Annotated in this window: 18 protein-coding genes; 16 read left to right on the forward strand and 2 right to left on the reverse strand. The window is 43.3% G+C overall.

What is annotated here, in order from left to right:
• Window positions 1-7 precede the first annotated feature (7 nt).
• Together GKR48_RS12060 and hpaR are read right to left on the reverse strand one after the other, a co-directional pair.
• On the reverse strand, window positions 8-1,681 hold the full coding sequence (locus GKR48_RS12060; RefSeq protein WP_154628262.1) for a ShlB/FhaC/HecB family hemolysin secretion/activation protein: 1,674 nt from the start codon (window positions 1,679-1,681) through the stop codon (window positions 8-10).
• 432 nt (window positions 1,682-2,113) lie between these two features.
• Window positions 2,114-2,566 (reverse strand): homoprotocatechuate degradation operon regulator HpaR, encoded by a 453-nt coding sequence (hpaR, locus tag GKR48_RS12065; RefSeq protein ID WP_006657322.1) that lies wholly within the window; start codon window positions 2,564-2,566, stop codon window positions 2,114-2,116.
• Between the two features lie 477 nt (window positions 2,567-3,043).
• Between hpaR and GKR48_RS12070 the strand changes: the two genes are divergently transcribed.
• The 16 genes from GKR48_RS12070 (at window position 3,044) to GKR48_RS12145 (ending at window position 19,632) form a co-directional block, all read left to right on the forward strand.
• Window positions 3,044-3,673: a fumarylacetoacetate hydrolase family protein gene (locus GKR48_RS12070; RefSeq protein WP_154628263.1), complete on the forward strand. Its 630-nt coding sequence runs from the start codon at window positions 3,044-3,046 to the stop codon at window positions 3,671-3,673.
• 2 nt (window positions 3,674-3,675) lie between these two features.
• Window positions 3,676-4,443 carry a fumarylacetoacetate hydrolase family protein gene (locus GKR48_RS12075; RefSeq protein WP_154628264.1) on the forward strand — a complete coding sequence of 256 codons (768 nt, stop codon included), beginning with the start codon at window positions 3,676-3,678 and terminating at the stop codon, window positions 4,441-4,443.
• Complete coding sequence (gene hpaE / locus GKR48_RS12080; RefSeq protein ID WP_006657319.1) at window positions 4,443-5,909, forward strand: 5-carboxymethyl-2-hydroxymuconate semialdehyde dehydrogenase; 1,467 nt, start codon at window positions 4,443-4,445, stop codon at window positions 5,907-5,909. The genes GKR48_RS12075 and hpaE overlap by 1 nt, the downstream gene beginning before the upstream one ends.
• A 223-nt stretch (window positions 5,910-6,132) precedes the next feature.
• Window positions 6,133-7,014 carry a 3,4-dihydroxyphenylacetate 2,3-dioxygenase gene (gene hpaD / locus GKR48_RS12085; RefSeq protein ID WP_006662718.1) on the forward strand — a complete coding sequence of 294 codons (882 nt, stop codon included), beginning with the start codon at window positions 6,133-6,135 and terminating at the stop codon, window positions 7,012-7,014.
• A 9-nt stretch (window positions 7,015-7,023) separates the two neighbouring features.
• The gene (locus GKR48_RS12090) at window positions 7,024-7,407 is read left to right on the forward strand and encodes a 5-carboxymethyl-2-hydroxymuconate Delta-isomerase (RefSeq protein ID WP_006657317.1); all 384 of its coding nucleotides are present in this window, start codon (window positions 7,024-7,026) and stop codon (window positions 7,405-7,407) included.
• 71 nt (window positions 7,408-7,478) lie between these two features.
• Window positions 7,479-8,708, forward strand: coding sequence for a Bcr/CflA family multidrug efflux MFS transporter (locus GKR48_RS12095; protein WP_195848248.1), 1,230 nt, complete (start codon window positions 7,479-7,481; stop codon window positions 8,706-8,708).
• Window positions 8,705-10,168 carry an NAD-dependent succinate-semialdehyde dehydrogenase gene (locus tag GKR48_RS12100; RefSeq protein ID WP_154628265.1) on the forward strand — a complete coding sequence of 488 codons (1,464 nt, stop codon included), beginning with the start codon at window positions 8,705-8,707 and terminating at the stop codon, window positions 10,166-10,168. Before GKR48_RS12095 ends, GKR48_RS12100 begins: the two co-directional genes overlap by 4 nt.
• Window positions 10,169-10,360: 192 nt before the next feature.
• Window positions 10,361-11,164 (forward strand): 2-oxo-hept-4-ene-1,7-dioate hydratase, encoded by an 804-nt coding sequence (gene hpaH, locus GKR48_RS12105; RefSeq protein WP_036954012.1) that lies wholly within the window; start codon window positions 10,361-10,363, stop codon window positions 11,162-11,164.
• Between the two features lie 10 nt (window positions 11,165-11,174).
• A complete protein-coding gene (gene hpaI / locus GKR48_RS12110) occupies window positions 11,175-11,981 on the forward strand; it encodes a 4-hydroxy-2-oxoheptanedioate aldolase (RefSeq protein WP_036954009.1) in 807 nt (268 codons plus the stop codon).
• A gap of 153 nt (window positions 11,982-12,134) precedes the next feature.
• Window positions 12,135-13,505, forward strand: a complete 1,371-nt coding sequence (gene hpaX, locus GKR48_RS12115) for a 4-hydroxyphenylacetate permease (RefSeq protein WP_154628266.1) — start codon at window positions 12,135-12,137, stop codon at window positions 13,503-13,505.
• A 213-nt stretch (window positions 13,506-13,718) separates the two neighbouring features.
• Window positions 13,719-14,597, forward strand: coding sequence for a 4-hydroxyphenylacetate catabolism regulatory protein HpaA (hpaA, locus tag GKR48_RS12120; protein WP_154628267.1), 879 nt, complete (start codon window positions 13,719-13,721; stop codon window positions 14,595-14,597).
• 450 nt (window positions 14,598-15,047) lie between these two features.
• Window positions 15,048-16,610, forward strand: coding sequence for a 4-hydroxyphenylacetate 3-monooxygenase, oxygenase component (gene hpaB, locus GKR48_RS12125; RefSeq protein ID WP_108479482.1), 1,563 nt, complete (start codon window positions 15,048-15,050; stop codon window positions 16,608-16,610).
• A gap of 19 nt (window positions 16,611-16,629) precedes the next feature.
• Entirely contained in the window at window positions 16,630-17,148 is a 519-nt protein-coding gene (gene hpaC, locus GKR48_RS12130; RefSeq protein WP_154628268.1) for a 4-hydroxyphenylacetate 3-monooxygenase, reductase component, read from the forward strand.
• Window positions 17,149-17,330: 182 nt separating this feature from the next.
• Window positions 17,331-18,140 carry a winged helix-turn-helix domain-containing protein gene (locus tag GKR48_RS12135; RefSeq protein WP_154628269.1) on the forward strand — a complete coding sequence of 270 codons (810 nt, stop codon included), beginning with the start codon at window positions 17,331-17,333 and terminating at the stop codon, window positions 18,138-18,140.
• Window positions 18,130-18,612, forward strand: a complete 483-nt coding sequence (locus tag GKR48_RS12140; protein ID WP_006662724.1) for a FidL-like protein — start codon at window positions 18,130-18,132, stop codon at window positions 18,610-18,612. The genes GKR48_RS12135 and GKR48_RS12140 overlap by 11 nt, the downstream gene beginning before the upstream one ends.
• A 468-nt stretch (window positions 18,613-19,080) precedes the next feature.
• Entirely contained in the window at window positions 19,081-19,632 is a 552-nt protein-coding gene (locus GKR48_RS12145; RefSeq protein ID WP_154628270.1) for a fimbrial protein, read from the forward strand.
• Window position 19,633 lies beyond the last annotated feature (1 nt).

Here is a 19,633-nt window from a genome sequence, read left to right on the forward strand (position 1 = left end):
CGTAAAGCTACAGAGAGAATGAGACCGACCAGTAGGCCGACCAATTGTCTGGTTTAAGTTGTGAGGGATAATGCAAAGGCTTACTGAGTAAAAACTGAGAATAAAACAGGCTATTACCGGTAAAAGAGAGACCAACGGCTCCACCCGCTAGGGTGTCATGTTCAACGTGGTATTTATCTGAGCCAATAAACCCGTAATCTAACGCACTGATGAATCGCAGTTGCCCAATTGCTGTATTGGCGATGTCTTTGTTAATTTCATTACGCCAATACCCACCTCGGTTACCACTTAAAGACTGCTCATGGTAGCCACGAACAGAGTACTGCCCACCAATACTGATGCGTTCAATGCCATATAAGTTATCGGGTGAGTATTGACCGAAAAATGAGGTTAAATAGGTCAAACCATTGGGGAAAAAATACTGATAGCTGCTGCTTAGACTGAATTTACGGTAATGACTGCGAGGTGAATCTTTCGCAAGGGTGTCCGATGAGGCCCCAAAAGCGGATATTCCCCATTCTGCGGTAGGGTTAAACGTGGCATAGCCTTGCCCGAGTGTGGTGCTGTACTGCGGAGTAAATGAGAGGGAGGTTAGCGTTGGGCTACTGATACTCAGTGTTTGGGAAGCCAACTGAGTATTGGCTTTTTTATGTTTTAAACTGCCTTGTAAGGTTAAACGCTGCTTGCCATCACGATAAATTAAACGGCTGACATCAAATTGTTGGTTGGTATTTTTGCCTTCATAACGGTATTGCTGACCTAACGTCTTAAACGGTTGTAGCGTGCTGTTACGGTAAAATTGATAGCGGTAAGACCAATAGCCATAAGGAACGTTGATTGCAGCAACCGTGTAGCGACTGTGATGAGAACAACTGAAATCTGTATCGGTACTGGCACTGAATGACCACTGTTCACCAAATTCCAAAAGGGAATCAGCCGTCAAACTGCCAGTAATTAACTGTTTCCCTGTTGCCTTCATCCCTGAATTATCGAGGTTCAATTGGCTCGTAATCGGCCATTTTTTACCTTGTTTATGAATAATAATCCGAGAGTCGCCATTTTGGGTGCCTGGCTGAATATCGATAGTGTATTTGGCTGACGATAATCGATTGAGTTGCTCCAACCCTTGTTCAATATCCCGTAAATTTAATATTTTGCCTTGTTGATGAGGAAAGATCTGATGAGCTAAACGCTTAGGGGAATTTTCTATCTCGATAACTTCAATTTTCCCTTCAATCACTTGCAATATTAATTGATGTGAAGATAAGTCTTGTTCTGGGATGATTGCTTGGGAGGTAATAAACCCTTGCTCAATGTAATAGTTAGTGACCTGCTTGGTAAGCCCATATATTTCGCTAAGTGTGAGACAGCGTTTGAGATAGGTGGAAGTTAATTGCGTCTGAGTTGTGGCACTAAGCTGTGTAGCGCCGACAAATTGGATCTCGTTGATAGGAAAACAGGTTTCATCTTGAGTCGGTTTTAAAAAAGCATTATCCACAATGATAGCGCTCTGTTTTTCCAGTTGATTACGTTGGTTCAGTTCCGACTCTAACCGTTGTTTTTGTTCAAATTGAACGCTCTCCTGTGGTGAGCTCAGAAATTGGTTTCCTGCATAACCATAAGGAGAGATGATGAATAACGATAAGTATATTAAACGCCAAAAAATTTGATGAATAGTCATGTTGTTTGAGTTTACGTATGAGCAGTTACTTTTACGTAATGTAACTCATTCTCATTCAATTTTTTCAGCTAAAAAACATACATCATGACTAAAATTTAATCTTTCTTGTATTAGATTTTATTTATCGCACTCTTTTTATTCAATTGCTTCAATAAATCTTCATTTAACAAAAAACGCTATTATAAATTAGCGATCAAGAGGCTGGAATTCCAAGCTTATTGAGTCGATGTGAATACAAATTCAACTACAATGGTTTCACAGGAAAATATAATACTTTAGATTGGAATAAATTTGATATGGTCAATGGGAAAGAAATGACTCCTCGATAAGCCCGAGATCATTATTTATAATCCCACGACCAAAACATCGACAAGTCATATTTATATCAAGGTATAGCCACCAACAGCATTATTATACGAAATTTGAAGAAGGCTATGCGCTCTTACTTCTATCCATAATATTGCTATAATCTGGGCTCTCTAATGCAATCAGCTCTTCCAGCAATGCCGTCAATTGCTGCATTTTCTCTTGGGAGAAAGCCTGTTCAATCTTTTGATAACCCTCTTCAACTTCCTGACGCGCCTTGTCATACAAGTCTTGTCCTGTTGGCGTCAGAGACACGTACAGTTTACGTTGGTCATTCAATGGCTTTAAACGGAAAATAAGCCCTTCGCGTTCCATACGAGTCAAAATTCCCGTTAAGCTCGGGCGCAAAATACAGGTTTGTACTGATAATTCATGAAAATCAATAGAGCGATTATCCGCTAGCACGCGGATGATACGCCATTGCTGTTCGGTCAAATTATAGGACTTTAATATTGGTCGAAAGAAGCCCATTGCGGTCTCTCGCGCCTGTAATAATGCAATTGTCAATGATTCATGCATAAGCTTAAAACTCACCACGCTATTTAAAGTTATGAAACACCCACGACAGGGGGTTAGTCAGCCTCCGTGCTGGTTACCATTTTTAACGCTGCCATTTTTAATGCGGCTGTTTTTTAACACTACCGTTTTTAACGCCGCTTTAGGGTTAGCAATAAATCATAGGGTAACTGCAACACACTCAATTATCTTAAATGCAAGAGTAGCATGCAGCACTAACAATCACAAAGAAAAACACCAAAATATTAATGAGTAAATAAATTTTATTAAAAACTTAAAGTTAATATATTGTAAAATCCTAAAAGTTAAAAAAATAATAAACTCATTATATACAGCTAGTTACATAGCCACCTCTTTATTATGTTAATAAGATCACAATTAAAATTAACATTTCCATAAAGCTATTGCTTATTACAAAATAATACTTTATTAATATATTAATAATTACTCAGAATCGATCTCTTTAATAAGGAGTTGTCAATGAAAGGCACTGTTTTTGCCGTTGCCCTCAACCATCAAAGCCAGCTTGATCATTGGCTCGAGGCGTTCCAGCAAGCCCCTTATAAAACCCCACCGAAAACACCTGTGTGGTTTATTAAGCCGCGTAATACACGCATTAATTCCGAGGATAACATCCTGCATCCTGCTGGCGAAGAAGTGCAAAGTGGCGCAACGCTGGCGTTAGTGATTGGTAAAGATGCACGCAAAGTTAGCGCTCAGAATGCGCTGGAATTTATTGCTGGTTTTGCTCTGGCGAATGAAGTTAGCCTGCCAGAAGACACCTTCTACCGCCCTGCGATTAAAGCAAAATGCCGTGATACTTTCTGCCCAATCGGCGAGTTAGTGAAAACATCGTTATCTTCACCTGTTGAGATAGTGACACTAATTAACGGCCAAGAAGCTGACAGATGGTCAACCAAGGATCTCGTTCGTAGCGCAAGCGAATTAGTGGCTGCACTGAGCGACTTTGCAACCCTAAAACAAGGGGATGTGATTTTACTGGGTACTCCTCATAAACGCGTCACCATCAAACCGGGTGATCACGTTGAGATCCAAGCAGCTGGCTTCCCAAGCCTCAAGAACAACGTTGTTGCGGCAGGAGGACAATAATCATGAAACACGCAAAAATTCGTTATCAAGGCACTGAATATTCCGTCACTGTCGGTGACGACGAAACCATCAAGCTGCCAAATGGCAATGTAATTGCTGGCGATAGCGCAGATGTTGAATGGCTACCACCTGCACAAGGTACTTTATTCGCGTTAGGTCTGAACTATGCCGACCACGCCACTGAATTAGAATTTAAGCCACCTGAAGAGCCACTGATTTTTATCAAAGCAGAAAACAGCTTAACCGGTCACCGCCAAGTCTCCGTTCGCCCAGACAATGTTGAATATATGCACTATGAGTCTGAGCTGGTCGTGATTATTGGCAAAGCGGCACACAAAGTTTCTCAAGAAGATGCCATGGATTACGTCGCAGGCTACACCGTATGTAACGACTACGCGATCCGTGACTATTTAGAGAATTACTACCGTCCAAACCTGCGCGTAAAAAGCCGCGATACGTTGACGCCAATCGGCCCATGGATGGTAGACAAGTCAGATATTAAAGATCCACACAACCTCGCACTGTACACCTACGTTAATGGTGAATTGCGTCAAAAAGGCACCACCGCGGATCTGATTTTTAATATCCCATTTTTAATTGCCTACCTAAGTGACTTTATGACACTGCAACCGGGCGACATGATCGCAACGGGCACGCCAAAAGGGCTGTCCGATGTGATTCCAGGTGATGAAGTGATCGTTGAAGTTGAAGGTGTGGGCAGGCTGATCAATACCATTATCAGCGAAAAAGAGTATGAGGAGCGAGTGTGATGACTAAGATTAACCATTGGATCAACGGTAAAAATGTTGAAAGCAAAGAGTATTTCGAAACCACTAACCCAGCAACGGGTGAAGTATTAGCGGAAGTGGCATCCGGCGGCCAAGACGAGATCAACCAAGCGGTTGCTGCTGCAAAAGAAGCCTTCCCTAAGTGGGCAAACACGCCAATGAAAGAACGCGCACGCTTAATGCGCCGCTTAGGTGAGCTGATCGACGAAAACGTTCCTCAAATTGCTGAGATGGAAACTAACGATACCGGTTTACCTATCCATCAAACTAAAAACGTGTTGATCCCTCGCGCGTCACACAACTTTGAATTCTTTGCTGAAATTTGCCAGCAAATGAACGGTCGCACCTATCCGGTTGACGACAAAATGATGAACTACACCCTGATCCAGCCAGTGGGTGTGTGCGGATTAATTTCGCCGTGGAACGTACCATTTATGACCGCGACATGGAAAACAGCACCATGTTTAGCGCTAGGTAACACCGCGGTTCTGAAAATGTCTGAATTATCTCCACTATCTGCAAACCGTTTAGGTGAATTAGCCCTTGAAGCGGGTATCCCTGCGGGCGTACTGAACGTGGTGCAAGGTTACGGTGCTACAGCGGGTGATGCACTGGTGAAACACCATGACGTTCGCGCTGTCTCCTTCACTGGGGGCACCGCAACGGGTCGCGCCATTATGCAAAACGCGGGTCTGAAAAAATACTCAATGGAATTAGGCGGCAAATCTCCGGTTCTGATTTTTGAAGATGCCGACATTGAACGTGCAATGGATGCCGCGCTGTTCACCATTTTCTCTATCAATGGCGAGCGTTGTACTGCGGGTTCACGTATTTTCATTCAAGAAAGCATTTACCCAGAATTCGTAAAACGCTTTGCTGAGCGTGCAAATCGCCTGATCGTTGGCGACCCAACGGATCCGAAAACCCAAGTGGGCGCACTGATCAGTCAACAGCACTGGAACAAAGTGTCTGGTTATATCCGTATTGGTATGGAAGAAGGTGCAACCTTGTTAGCGGGTGGCCCAGACAAACCAACGGATCTGCCGGCTCATCTGAAAAATGGTCATTTCCTGCGCCCTACGGTTCTGGCGGATGTGGACAACCGTATGCGTGTGGCTCAAGAAGAGATCTTCGGACCAGTCGCTTGTTTGATCCCATTCAAGACCGAAGAAGATGGTCTGCGTATGGCGAACGATGTGGAGTACGGTCTGGCTTCTTATATTTGGACTCAAGATGTCAGCAAGATCCTGCGTCTTTCTCGCAATATCGAAGCCGGTATGGTGTTTGTTAACACCCAAAACGTCCGTGACTTACGCCAACCATTCGGCGGCGTAAAAGCCTCCGGTGTGGGCCGTGAAGGCGGCGAATATAGTTTCGAAGTCTTCGCCGAAATGAAGAACGTTTGTATCTCCTACGGCGACCACAACATCCCACGCTGGGGTGTGTAATAAAAAGCAAAATTATTCCGTAGCAAGCTACACCATTCTTTATTCTAAGTAATTTTGAATCAATGATAATTAATTTAGCTACTTATCCTAAATAATTCGTGTTGTAGCTAGGCGGCAAGTGAAGTTATCCCTAGGAGCATACTGAAGTATGTGACTAGGGTGACTTTATGAAGCCAACAACGCTACGGCGCGAAGTATGACGGATAAGCTAAGGGGGAAGGAAATGGGTAAGTTGGCATTAACGGCGAAGGTAACACACGTCCCATCAATGTACCTATCTGAACTGCCGGGCAAAAACCACGGTTGTCGCCAAGCCGCCATTGATGGGCACAAAGAAATCAGTCGTCGCTGCCGTGAACTCGGCGTCGACACCATTATCGTTTTTGACACTCACTGGCTGGTCAACAGCGCTTATCACATTAACTGTGCCGATCACTTCAAAGGCATCTATACCAGTAATGAATTGCCGCATTTTATCCGCGATATGGAATATGAGTATGACGGCAACTCTGTATTGGGTCAGATGATCGGTGAAGAAGCTCGCAAGCTAGGCGTTCGCGCTCAAGCTCATGAAATTCCAAGCCTAACTCTGGAGTACGCAACGCTGGTTCCAATGCGTTATATGAACAGCGACCGCCACTTTAAAGTGATCTCCATTTCAGCATTCTGTACCTCACACAGCTTTGAAACTAGCCGTAAATTAGGTGAAGCCGTACTGACTGCGATTGAAAAATATGATGGTACCGTGGCGGTATTAGCGAGTGGCTCCCTGTCTCACCGCTTTATTGATGATCATCGTGCGGAAGACGGTATGAACAGCTATACCCGCGAATTTGATGAGCAAATGGACAAACGCGTCGTCAAACTGTGGCGTGAAGGTCGTTTCGCTGAATTCTGCAAAATGCTGCCAGAGTACGCGGACTACTGCTACGGCGAAGGTCACATGCATGACACCGTGATGTTACTGGGTCTGCTCGGTTGGGATAAATATGACGAGAAAGTGGAAGTATTAACCGACCTGTTCGCCAGCTCCGGAACTGGGCAAATCAACGCGATTTTCCCGCTGCCAAAGTTTATTACTGATAAACAAGCTGCCAACGCATAAGGAACGGATATGCCTCATTTTTATGCTGAATGCACCGACAACATTCGTGAAGAAGCCGCCCTACCCGAGCTGTTCGCTAAAGTAAACAGCGCACTAGCTGGCACAGGAATTTTCCCGTTAGGGGGTATTCGTAGCCGTGCAATCTGGCTGGATACTTGGCAAATGGCGGATGGCAAACACGATTACGCGTTTGTGCATATGACTTTAAAAATTGGTGCGGGTCGCTCCCTTGAAGATCGCCAAAAAACTGGGGAGATGCTGTTTGATCTGATCAAAGTACATTTTGCCGATTTAATGGCAAAGCGTTACTTGGCGCTCTCTTTCACCATGGAAGAGCTCGATCCTGTTCTGAACTACAAACAGAACAATGTGCATGCCTTGTTTAAGTCATAGAAAGTTTAAGTCATAGAAAGTTTAAGTTGTCATTGATGCGTATTCATTGATAAATCACGATAGGGGGCAATATGCCAATTTCATTTACCAATAGACCGATACCGCGCTGGTTGATCCCGTTACTGGGCTCACTGGTGGCGTTCGGTCCCCTATCGATTGACATGTACTTGCCAGCCTTACCACAAATGGCACAAGCGCTGAATGCCACCCAAGGACAGATGCAGTATACCCTCGGGGCATTCTTTGCAGGTTTCTGCGTCGGCATGTTGTTTTATGGTCCCCTGAGCGATCTGCTAGGACGCCGTAAAATGTTGCTAAGTGGACTGGTCATTTTTACCCTCGCCAGCCTGCTATGCGCCCAAGCCACCAGCTCGGAAGCCTTAATTACCTTTAGAGCATTACAAGCATTTGGAAGTGGTGCCGCGATAGTGATGGCGCGCGCCATTGCCCGTGATGTGTATCCTTCTAGCGAGCTGCCTAAAGTGCTGTCACTGATGACATTAGTCACCATGATAGCCCCATTATTAGCGCCATTAGTGGGCGGGTTTTTATTAATTCATTTTGAATGGCAAGTCATTTTCTATGTGCTCGCGGCCGTGGGATTGTGCTCTGTTTCAGCAATTTTCTTACTGCTACCTGAAACCTTGCCTCATCAGCGCGAATCCCGCCATTTAGTGGGTATCGCCTTTCATAATTATCGGTTGGTGCTCACAGACCGAGAAGCACTGAGTATCATTGGCACCATGGCATTCTCTTTTGCCGGTATGTTCGCCTTTATCAGTGGTTCACCGTTTGTGTATATCAATTATTTTGGTGTTTCTGAACAGTATTATGGGCTGCTGTTTGGCTGCAATATTTTGGGCATGATTGCCATGTTGCTGCTTAACGTCCGGTTGCTCAAGGTGTATAGCCTGCCACGAATCTTGGGCATGCAAAGCGGTATCCAATTGATTTTTGGTGTCCTGTTGTTAATTTTCTATCAACAAAGCCTACCAATTATTGTTATCCTAGTGGTTCTGTTCCTATCGATGGTTAATGCTATCGGCACCAACAGTTTGTCACTGTTACTGCAACACCGCGGGAAAATCGCAGGCAGCGCCAGTGCGCTCGCCATCTCAATTCAGTTTGCCTTGGCAGCCCTTGCCAGTGTTGCAGTGTCCATACTACAAGATGAATCCCCATTTGCTATGGCACTCGTAATGGCGATTTGTGCCGGACTGAGTTTTTCAAGCCAACGCTTGTCCGCTAAAAATGTCCACGCACACGTTCATTCAGTGTCTTCGGAGAACAACGAAAAATGAGCTTAAACACCAATTCTAAATTATTCCGCCAACAGGCTTACATTAATGGTCAATGGGTGAATGCCCAAGACAGTAGCCAGTTTGATGTGACTAACCCAGCAAATGGAGAAGTGATTGCTCGCGTCAGTAATGTGGGTGCCACGGAAACTCAGCAAGCCATTGAAGCCGCAGAAAAAGCATTGCCAGCTTGGCGTGCCAAAAGCGCTAAAGAACGCAGCCAAATTCTGAATAAATGGTTCCGTTTAATGATGGAAAACCAAAAAGAACTCGCGCAGATCCTGAGTACTGAGCAAGGTAAATCCCTCAATGAATCTATGGGTGAAATTGCCTACGGCGCCAGCTTTATCGAGTGGTTTGCCGAAGAAGGTAAACGCACTTACGGTGAAACTATCCCATCCCCACTGCCGGGTCGCCGCTTAGTGACCATCAAGCAGCCAGTGGGTGTGGTCGCCGCTATCACCCCTTGGAACTTCCCGAATGCGATGATCACCCGCAAAGTCGGCCCTGCCCTCGCGGCGGGTTGCACCATGGTACTAAAACCTGCGGCTGAAACCCCATTATCTGCGTTGGCATTAGCCGCGTTAGGTGAAGAAGCGGGTATCCCTGCTGGCGTATTCAATATCGTCCCGGGTACCGATGCCAAAGCGATTGGTGCAGTCATGACTTCAAGCCCGATTGTTCGCAAACTAACCTTCACCGGTTCTACCCGCGTGGGGAAATTACTGATGGAACAGTGCGCAGATACCGTGAAAAAAATGTCTCTGGAATTAGGTGGTAACGCACCGTTTATCGTATTTGACGATGCGGATTTAGATGCTGCGGTTCAAGGGGCTTTAGCGGCTAAATTCCGTAATAGCGGACAAACTTGCGTGTGTGCAAACCGTATTTTAGTTCAAGAAGGTATTTACGATGAGTTCGCGGCTCGCCTCGCGAAAGCCGTGAGTGCCTTAAAAATTGGTCCAGCGACCCAAGCTGATTCTGAGCAAGGCCCGCTTATCAACCAAGCTGCCGTGGATAAAGTGTCTGAGCACATCGCGGATGCCGTTTCGAAAGGCGCTTCTATCGCTGCGGGCGGTAAATCATCCAGCCTTGGTGGTCTGTTCTTCGAACCTACCGTATTGGTCAATGTGACTGAATCCATGAAAGTCGCGAAGGAAGAGACATTTGGTCCATTAGCACCGTTATTTAAATTCCGTGATGAACAAGAAGCTATCGACCTCGCCAACGATACTGAGTTTGGTCTGGCATCCTATTTCTATTCACGTGATATCGGACGTATCTACCGTGTGGCTGAAGCATTAGAAAGCGGCATGGTGGGTATTAACGAAGGCATTATTTCAAATGAAGTGGCTCCGTTTGGTGGTATTAAGCAGTCAGGACTTGGTCGTGAAGGCTCACGCTACGGAATCGAAGATTATCTGGAAGTGAAATATCTCTGCTTTGGTGGTCTTTCTAATTAGAAAGAAACATTAGCTGGCGGTCTTCGCTTTTAAAATCTTAGCTCTAAATAATTCAAGTTAGAACAAAACAGTAAATGAGACTAATCCCCTAAGAGCATACCGTGTGACTAGGGGATAGGCGCAAGCCTATCGTGAAGCTAACGTAGTTATAGCTCGAAGTATGACGAGCTGAGGTGCAAAAGGAAAAATAAGATGTTGCAACAAGATACCATTTCAACAATCGCTCAACGCCTAAACCAAGCGGAAAAAAGCCGCCAGCAAATCCGTCAAATCTCTTTGGATCATCCCGAGATGACCATTGAAGATGCCTATGCCATTCAAAAAGAGTGGGTCGGCTTAAAGCTGGCGGAAGGGCGTGTATTAAAAGGGCATAAAATCGGTCTGACATCCAAAGCGATGCAAGCCAGTTCCCAGATTGATGAGCCGGATTATGGCGCACTACTCGATGATATGTTCTTTGATGATGGCTGTGATATTCCAACCGATCGCTTTATCGTTCCGCGTATTGAAGTTGAACTGGCATTCGTGTTAGCAAAACCGCTGCGCGGCCCTAACTGCACCTTATTTGATGTGTATAACGCGACGGACTATGTGATCCCCGCTTTAGAGCTGATCGATGCCCGTTGCCACAATATCGATCCTGACACTAACCGTCCACGTAAAGTGTTCGACACCATTTCAGATAACGCGGCAAACGGCGCAGTCATCTTAGGCGGACGTCCGATTAAACCTCGCGATTTAGACATGCGTTGGATCAGCGCCCTGCTTTATCGTAACGGCGTGATTGAAGAATCTGGCGTTGCGGCAGCGGTGCTAAACCACCCAGCTAATGGTGTGGCATGGTTAGCCAATAAATTAGCCCCACACAATGTCGAGCTACAGCCGGGACAAATTATCCTTGGCGGTTCATTCACTCGCCCTGTTCCTGCTCGTAAAGGGGATGTTTTCCACGTTGATTACGGCGTGATGGGCTCAATTAGCTGCCGCTTTGCATAAGGAGTTCACTGTGGATCTGTTAGAAAATAAATTCAAAAAAGCCCTGAAAACAGGCAAACCACAAATTGGTTTATGGCTAGGATTGTGCAGCCCATACAGCGCTGAGCTGGTTGCGGGCGCTGGATTTGATTGGCTGTTGATCGATGGTGAACATGCACCAAACAATGTGCAAACCACCTTAGCGCAATTACAAGCTATCGCTCCGTATCCATCGCAACCCGTGGTTCGCCCGGCATGGAATGAGCCGGTGATTATCAAGCAATTGCTGGATATCGGCGCACAAACACTTTTACTGCCAATGGTGCAAAATGCGGAACAAGCAGAGCAAGCGGTACGCTCAACTCGTTATCCACCGGCGGGAATTCGTGGGGTGGGCAGTGCCTTAGCGCGCGCCTCTCGCTGGAATCGTATTCCTGATTATTTAAAACGCGCTAATGATGAAATGTGCGTGATTGTCCAAGTGGAAACCCGCGAAGCTATCAAAAACCTACCTGAAATACTCAAAGTTGAAGGGGTTGATGGTGTCTTTATCGGCCCTGCGGATCTGAGTGCAGATATGGGCTTTTCTGGCAATCCGAACCATCCTGAAGTGAAAGCGGTGATTGAAGATGCCATTAAGCAAATTCGAGCAGCAGGTTTAGCGCCGGGAATTTTGATGGCAGCGCCGGATATCGCGGAACACTATATTAAGCTCGGCGCCCTGTTTGTCGCCGTGGGTGTGGATACCACATTATTAGCGCGCACCGCTGAAGCCCTTGCGGCGAAATTTGGTAAAACAGTTTCCGATATGGATAACAGTGCATCTAGCGTGTACTAAGCAATCTGAACTCCTCTAGGTCGTTCAATTTTACCCTACGCTCATGGGCGACCTAGATAGTAAGCAATAAAATCGCAACCACAACAAGGCAGCCCAAATGACTGCCTAGTAGACCCTTGTACCTATAATAAATTGTAATTAGAGGGCATTATAATGAGTCATTCACAGAATGTTGCTAGTACCAACCCTGCAGAGCAACATAAGAACCTTACCGAACCGCAACAGCGGGTGATTAATAAGCTTTTTAAACGACTGATCGTATTTCTGTTCGTTCTGTTTGTTTTCTCGTTCTTAGACCGGATTAATATCGGCTTTGCGGGACTAACAATGGGGAAAGACATCGGTCTGACATCTACCATGTTTGGTCTAGCGGCTACCCTGTTTTATGCAACTTACGTTATTTTTGGTATTCCAAGTAACATCATGCTCGGCATTGTCGGCGCTCGTCGCTGGATTGCCACTATCATGGTGTTATGGGGTATCGCCTCTACCGCAACAATGTTCGCCACCGGGCCAACGAGCTTATACATTTTACGTATGCTGGTGGGTATTGCTGAAGCTGGTTTCTTACCGGGGATTTTAGTTTACTTAACTTACTGGTTCCCGGCTTATTTCCGTGCCCGTGCTAATGCTCTATTTATGATTGCAATGCCAGTCACCATGGCTTTTGGCTCTCTAGCTTCCGGTTATATTTTGGAGCTGGATGGTGTTTTAGATCTAAAAGGCTGGCAATGGTTATTCTTACTGGAAGGTTTCCCATCCGTACTGCTGGGTATTTTAGTGTGGTTTTATCTGGATGATTCTCCGAAGAAAGCGAAGTGGCTGACTCAGGAAGATAAAGACACCCTGCAAGAGATGATGGATAAAGATCAATTAGAATTAGTACAGCCACACGGTTCCAAAAGCCAGACTGCACTACAAAATACCAGTCTGTGGAAAGAGATTTTCACCCCAGTGATCTTAATGTATACCGTTGCCTATTTCTGTCTAACTAACACACTGAGTGCCATTAATATTTGGACGCCACAAATTATGCAGAGTTTTAATCAAGGCAGCAGTAATGCCATGATTGGGCTATTAACGGCGATCCCTCAGTTCTGTACGATTTTGGGGATGATTTATTGGAGCCGTCGTTCGGATCGCTTGCAAGAGCGTAAGATGCACACTGCGTTGCCGTATTTGTTTGCGGCGGCAGGTTGGATCATTGCAGCAATGACTCATCAGCCAATGATCCAATTATTGGGGATCATTATGGCATCCACAGGTTCGTTTACTGCGATGGCGGTTTTCTGGACCACGCCAGATCAGTCGATCAGTTTACGCGCTCGCGCAATCGGTATTGCCGTAATCAACGCAACAGGTAATATAGGCTCCGCGGTCAGTCCACTATTAATCGGTTGGCTGAAAGATCAAACGGGTAGCTTCAATTCCGGTCTCTATTTTGTAGCCGGTTTGCTGGTCGTCGGTGCCCTTCTGGTCATCGCCATCCCAATGAAAAACTCAAGACCAAGAGCCACACCGTAAACGGTAGAATTATATAGTTTTGTTAGCTAAAAATGAGTGCTGCAACAAATTGAAAATATTTAGATTTTTTAATTCTCCCTTAAATATTGTTCAAAATAATTCAAGTTGCAGCTAGGCGGCAAGCAAGTTAATCCCTAGGAGCATACACCAGTATGTGACTAGGGTTATCTTGTGAAGCCAACAACGCTGCAGCTTGAAGAATGAAGAACAATTATGACGGGCATTACAAACATAGATATTGGGAAAGATTATGATGACGTTCTGGGCAACGACGACGTCCACTACCAAACCTTCGGTAAACTCGCCGCCTTCTTCGGCCGCGACATGCCAGCTCATCGTCACGATGGCTATTTCCAATTACACTATTTAGTCACTGGGCATATTACGCTTCAGCTGGATGAGTCTCGTTATTCTGTGCAGGCACCTCTATTTATTTTAACGCCCCCTTCTGTCGCCCATGCGTTTTTTACCCAAGAAGATACTGACGGGCATGTACTAACCGTACGGCAAGATTTAATTTCGCCACTATTGGAATCACTTTATTCTGCCAACCTAGACAGAGTGGATATTCCGGCAATTTGTTTATCTGTCGCGGATAAACCCCAAGATATTGAAACTTTTAATCATTATTGGGATTTAATGGCGCGGGAATCTGCCAATAACTATATTGGTCGAGACCAAGTGTTATCTTCACTTGCCCAAGCCCTATTCACCTTTTTACTGCGCTCTGTCCCTCTTGACGAGCACCATGTTAGCGGCGTGCGTGGTGAACATCGATTATTCCAACGTTTTAACCAGCTTATCGATATGCATTATCGCGAGCATCTCTCTGTCCCTGATTATGCGGATAAACTCGGCGTCACCGAATCTCGCTTAAAAGATATGTGCCGGCGATTTGCCAACCGCCCTCCGAAGAAACTCATTTTTGATAGGATTTTACGAGAAGCCAAACGCATGCTGCTCTTTTGCGATATCTCCATTTCTGAAATCGCCTATCAACTTGGATTTAAAGATCCAGCCTATTTTGCCCGCTTTTTTAATCGTTCAGAGGGCACCTCACCGAGCCAATGGCGCGAGCAAAATATCCACTAAATCGTGGATACTAAAATTTTAGCATCCCTCTTAAATTATTTTACATAATGCAAACATTTTTGATGTCTTGCACTTTTATTTTTAAAGTTACACTTGTACTATTAGTCGCAAACAAAAAGTGAATATAGAGCTCAAAAAATAACCAAATAAAACAATAGAAAATAAAAGTCATTAAGTTTTTAATAAAAATTAAAACAATGATAAATAAGAGTTTATTTAAAAAAAATGAAATAGCATTAATATTAAAATATCGATAAGATCACATTTCTTTCATAAAACCATCTCACCAACGAAAAGTACCTGCGTTTCTTTGGAAAGTCTCTTTTAAAACCCCATAGAAAACGATTCAATTAGTAAACACAAAACAAACATAAAATTAACATCATTCAAGCTTGCAACCTTTGTTCGCCGACAACCCGCAAGCCCTCTTTGCTCTAAAACGAGGTAGACATGAAACCAGAAGATTTTCGTTCCGATGCTAAGCGCCCATTTAATAGCCAAGAATATCTAAAAAGTTTGCAAGATGGTCGCGAGATTTATATCTATGGTGAGCGTGTTAAAGATGTCACCACGCACCCTGCTTTTCGTAACTCTGCAGCTTCTATAGGACAGTTATATGATGCGCTTCATGATAAATCGACTCATGACCAGCTTTGCTGGGGCACAGACACAGGCAACGGCGGGTATACACACAAATTCTTCCGCTTCGCAAAAAGTGCCGATGACTTACGCCAACAACGCGACGCCATCGCCGATTGGTCACGCCAAAGCTACGGATGGATGGGACGCACTCCAGACTATAAGGCGGCATTCGCCAGCTGTTTAGGGGCTAACCCAGAATATTATGGTCAGTTTGCCGACAACGCACGCAACTGGTACAAACGTATTCAAGAGAGCGGTTTGTACTTTAACCATGCAATTGTTAACCCACCTATCGATCGCCATAAGCCTGCCGATGAAGTTAAAGATGTTTATATAAAGCTAGAAAAAGAAACTGATGCAGGTATTATCGTCAGCGGTGCAAAAGTTGTTGCAACCAACTCTGCGTTAACACACTACAACTTTATCGGTTTTGGTTCTGCACAAGTCATGGGTGATAACCCTGATTTTGCTCTGATGTTTGTTGCACCAATGGATGCGGACGGTGTGAAATTAATTTCCCGTGCATCTTATGAATTAGTTGCTGGTGCAACAGGGGCTCCGTTTGATTACCCGTTATCAAGCCGTTTTGATGAGAATGATGCCATTCTGGTCATGGATCATGTGTTAATTCCATGGGAAAACGTGCTGATTTATCGTGATTTCGACCGTGCTCGTAACTGGGCGGTACAAGGTGGCTTTGCTCGCCTGTTCCCATTACAAGCGTGTGTACGTTTAGCCGTCAAACTGGACTTCATTACAGGTCTTCTACAAAAGAGCCTTGAATGTACGGGTGTTATTGATTTCCGTGGCGTTCAAGCGGATCTCGGTGAAGTGGTTGCTTGGCGTAACCTGTTCTGGTCACTGACTGATGCTATGTGTTCAGAAGCAAAAGCTTGGGAAGGCGGCGCGTTCCTGCCAGATACTCAAGCCATCCAAACGTATCGCGTTATGGCACCAATGGCCTACACCAAAATCAAGAATATCATCGAAAGTAATGTAACAAGTGGTTTGATCTATCTGCCATCAAGCGTTCGTGATATGAATAACCCAGAGATTGATAAATATCTGGCAAAATATGTTCGCGGTTCAAATGGGATGGATCACGTTGAACGTATTAAAATTTTAAAATTAATGTGGGATGCTATCGGTAGTGAATTCGGTGGTCGCCACGAGCTGTATGAAATTAACTACGCGGGAAGCCAAGACGAAATTCGTCTGCAATGTCTGCGTCATGCATACGGTTCTGGCAATATGAAAGCCATGACAGATATGGTTGATCGCTGCCTGTCTGACTATGATCAGCACGGCTGGAAGCGCCCTCACCTGCACAACAACAACGATATTAATCTGTTAGATTCGCTGCTGAAGTAATCGGCAGCAGGAGGTCAAAATGTCTTTAGAAAATGAACATCGCTTACGCTTCAGAGATGCGATGGCAAGTCTCGGTGCCGCTGTTAACATCGTCACCACGGATGGTCCAGAAGGTCGTTGCGGTATTACTGCCACCGCGGTGTGTTCTGTGACTGATACGCCACCGACTTTGATGGTATGCGTTAACCGCAACAGTGCTATGAATGCGGTTTTTCAAAAGAATGGCCGCCTGTGCGTTAACGTTCTCAACCATGACCAAGAAGATTTAGCTTGTCACTTTGCGGGTATGAAAGGCTCGACAATGGATGAGCGCTTTGGATGGGATATGTGGGATAAAGGTATTTTAGAACAACCATTGTTAAGAAATGCCCTTGCCAATCTTGAGGGTGAAATTACCCAAGTCCAAGATATTGGCACTCACTCTGTGTATATGGTTGAGATGAAAAAAATTGTTGTTAGCGATGACGGACATGGTTTAGTGTACTTTAAACGTAAGTTTCATCCCGTTATGCACAAAATCTTAGAACCTACGGCCTAATTGACCTTCATTATGTAGAACAAGCCCCTATTAAGGGGCTTTTTTATTACCTTAATCTAACTTAATGATCTTAAATGAAATAAATAATTAGGCTATTTCTGTCTAATTGACACCGACCAAATTAGAGGTATAAACTGGATTAATACTTATATAACACCTAAATAAATAAAAATAATCAAAATATGAAATATCTTATAAATAATATTATTTATGACAGCCATCAGGGGTTGTTATATCGCGATAATATCGACGATGCAATTAAACTAACTACCACACTAAACCGCTTATTATTGGTGTTAGTGCAAAATAATGGTGAAGTTTTAGATAGGGATACATTATTAAGCCGAGTATGGGATGAACATAACCAAGTTGCATCTGATAATAACCTTAATAGCAGCATTTCTGTTTTACGCCGCCACCTTTCTTCCTTTTTTGAGGAGGAAATTATTACGACTATTCCCAAAGTGGGCATAAAGTTTGATGCAAAATTACAGTCTCTATCGACTGAATTAAATCAAGAGCCCCATCAAGAAGAGCAACCCAATATATTACTTAAGGAATCTGAACAGCCTTCAATTATAGAAAATACCCCACCACTATCGGTAAAGAAAAAGAGTTACATTCTCAATAACCGCTATATTGAGCTTACCTTAGTTGTCATTATTATTTTTTGCTTGTTGTATCTTTTTAAAAGCTATTTTTTTGCTACGCGCACTGAATACCCTGAAGTTGGACGTATTGACCAATGCAGTATACGCTATATAAATAGCTACCATAAACCTGATATGACCACGATCAATTTTACTGACTTACAAAATCAGCTAACTCGATTAAATATTGATTGTAAAAAACCAGCGACCTTGTTTTATTACAACGTGGGTATCGTCACTAACGATAAAAATCTCTATGATAACTTTTTATTTTTATCTTATTGTCCTACCACCCCAAAAGACAGTACAACTGTGAGTTGTGAGAATTTCTATGTCAAATAAGAAATCGGTCAGAACCGTTTGGTTACTGATTGTTTCAACTATATTAGTCATTATGAGCGGTTATTTTTATTATAAAAATCATACTCCCATCGTGCCAAGTTGCCGAGCAACTTTGAAAATTAACATATCAGACGACCGTTCAGATTTAAAAGGTTACTACCTATTAAGTATTATCCCAAATGAACATGATCCTGATCACCATACCTTTATAATGAATGGAACAATTAGTAGTAATGGAAAAAATTATGCAATCTCTCGTAAGTTTTATATGAAATATGTCTTTCAAGGAGGGCATTTTTTTTCACGCGTTGAAAATATTTTCATTGATCCCAGTGACCAGGCCCAAGATAAAATCAAAATACGTGGAATTCCACAGCAAGACCAAATCTATTTTGTAAAAATAAAACGTTTAAGTGATAAAAATTATATTTTTGAAGAAAATTTTTCCCCTCTTTTTATTTGTACTATTTGACCTATCTCCGTAATTTTCCAATAACATTTCAATAACTACAAAAACAGAGCATCGGATTATGACATTCGATGCTCTATTTTTTTATAACTTAAAATTTACTTGTTAATTTACCTTAAAGCAAAAGTCATTAAACATTCATCGCCAGACGATATTGAAATTAAAACATTAAAATCAACGTTAAAAAAATTAATATTAGAATTAAATATTTTACTTTATTAAAGTATCAACATTTTATTTCAAAGAACTCCTCTAATGGATAAACTTGTTTTCGTCGAAATGACTTACACAAAAAGCCTACGAATGGATACATCAGGCAAATTGCATTCAACACTTCAGGGAATGATTTAACGTTTAGTACTTTTAAATACCAAGTACGTTTAAAAATGAAGTCTTCAATCCTAAGTTGAAACATTCAGTTGCTTAGGCTTTTTAGGGACTGACAATTACTTATCTTTAAGGATCTATAATATGAAATTGAATAAATTATCTGTTGCTGTTTTATTTGCAGCTTCTACTCTGTCTGCTTCTGTTTTAGCTAGCGGCAACACGGGTGAATTACATTTCAGCGGTCAAGTAGTTAACTCTCCATGTAATATCGAATCTGAAAGCACCAAACAAGAAGTTCCATTTGGTCAACTGTCACGTGCTTCTTTAGAAGCAGGTAATGCAGCAGAGAAAGATATCTCTATTAAATTAAAAGAGTGTAACTTCGACGAATTCAGTAAGGATACTGAAGGTAAATGGGTTGCAGTTAAAGATATCAAAATCACTTTCGGTGGTAAAAACTACGTTGGTACTAATAAAGAATTCTTAGGCGTGACTGGTACTGCTAATAACGTTGGTATTCAAATTAAAGATTTTAAATTTGATGAAGCTAAATCTGTTCTGAACCAAATTCGTAACAGACAAGGTGAAAACGTTCTGGAATTTACTGCATTAGCAAAACGTGTTGATGCTGCAACTCCAGTAACTGAAGGTGAATTTAACTCTATCGCTGACTTCAAAATCACTTACGAATAAT

It is taken from the genome of Providencia sp. wls1943 (genome assembly GCF_009706275.1).
Lineage (GTDB): Bacteria > Pseudomonadota > Gammaproteobacteria > Enterobacterales > Enterobacteriaceae > Providencia > Providencia zhijiangensis.

Bases quoted from the DNA above. Each gene is read 5' to 3' on its own strand.
- GKR48_RS12060 (WP_154628262.1), bottom strand. From the start codon at position 1,681: ATGACTATTCATCAAATTTTTTGGCGTTTAATATACTTATCGTTATTC.
- hpaR (WP_006657322.1), bottom strand. From the start codon at position 2,566: ATGCATGAATCATTGACAATTGCATTATTACAGGCGCGAGAGACCGCA.
- GKR48_RS12070 (WP_154628263.1), top strand. From the start codon at position 3,044: ATGAAAGGCACTGTTTTTGCCGTTGCCCTCAACCATCAAAGCCAGCTT.
- GKR48_RS12075 (WP_154628264.1), top strand. From the start codon at position 3,676: ATGAAACACGCAAAAATTCGTTATCAAGGCACTGAATATTCCGTCACT.
- hpaE (WP_006657319.1), top strand. From the start codon at position 4,443: ATGACTAAGATTAACCATTGGATCAACGGTAAAAATGTTGAAAGCAAA.
- hpaD (WP_006662718.1), top strand. From the start codon at position 6,133: ATGGGTAAGTTGGCATTAACGGCGAAGGTAACACACGTCCCATCAATG.
- GKR48_RS12090 (WP_006657317.1), top strand. From the start codon at position 7,024: ATGCCTCATTTTTATGCTGAATGCACCGACAACATTCGTGAAGAAGCC.
- GKR48_RS12095 (WP_195848248.1), top strand. From the start codon at position 7,479: ATGCCAATTTCATTTACCAATAGACCGATACCGCGCTGGTTGATCCCG.
- GKR48_RS12100 (WP_154628265.1), top strand. From the start codon at position 8,705: ATGAGCTTAAACACCAATTCTAAATTATTCCGCCAACAGGCTTACATT.
- hpaH (WP_036954012.1), top strand. From the start codon at position 10,361: ATGTTGCAACAAGATACCATTTCAACAATCGCTCAACGCCTAAACCAA.
- hpaX (WP_154628266.1), top strand. From the start codon at position 12,135: ATGAGTCATTCACAGAATGTTGCTAGTACCAACCCTGCAGAGCAACAT.
- hpaA (WP_154628267.1), top strand. From the start codon at position 13,719: ATGACGGGCATTACAAACATAGATATTGGGAAAGATTATGATGACGTT.
- hpaB (WP_108479482.1), top strand. From the start codon at position 15,048: ATGAAACCAGAAGATTTTCGTTCCGATGCTAAGCGCCCATTTAATAGC.
- hpaC (WP_154628268.1), top strand. From the start codon at position 16,630: ATGTCTTTAGAAAATGAACATCGCTTACGCTTCAGAGATGCGATGGCA.
- GKR48_RS12135 (WP_154628269.1), top strand. From the start codon at position 17,331: ATGAAATATCTTATAAATAATATTATTTATGACAGCCATCAGGGGTTG.
- GKR48_RS12140 (WP_006662724.1), top strand. From the start codon at position 18,130: ATGTCAAATAAGAAATCGGTCAGAACCGTTTGGTTACTGATTGTTTCA.
- GKR48_RS12145 (WP_154628270.1), top strand. From the start codon at position 19,081: ATGAAATTGAATAAATTATCTGTTGCTGTTTTATTTGCAGCTTCTACT.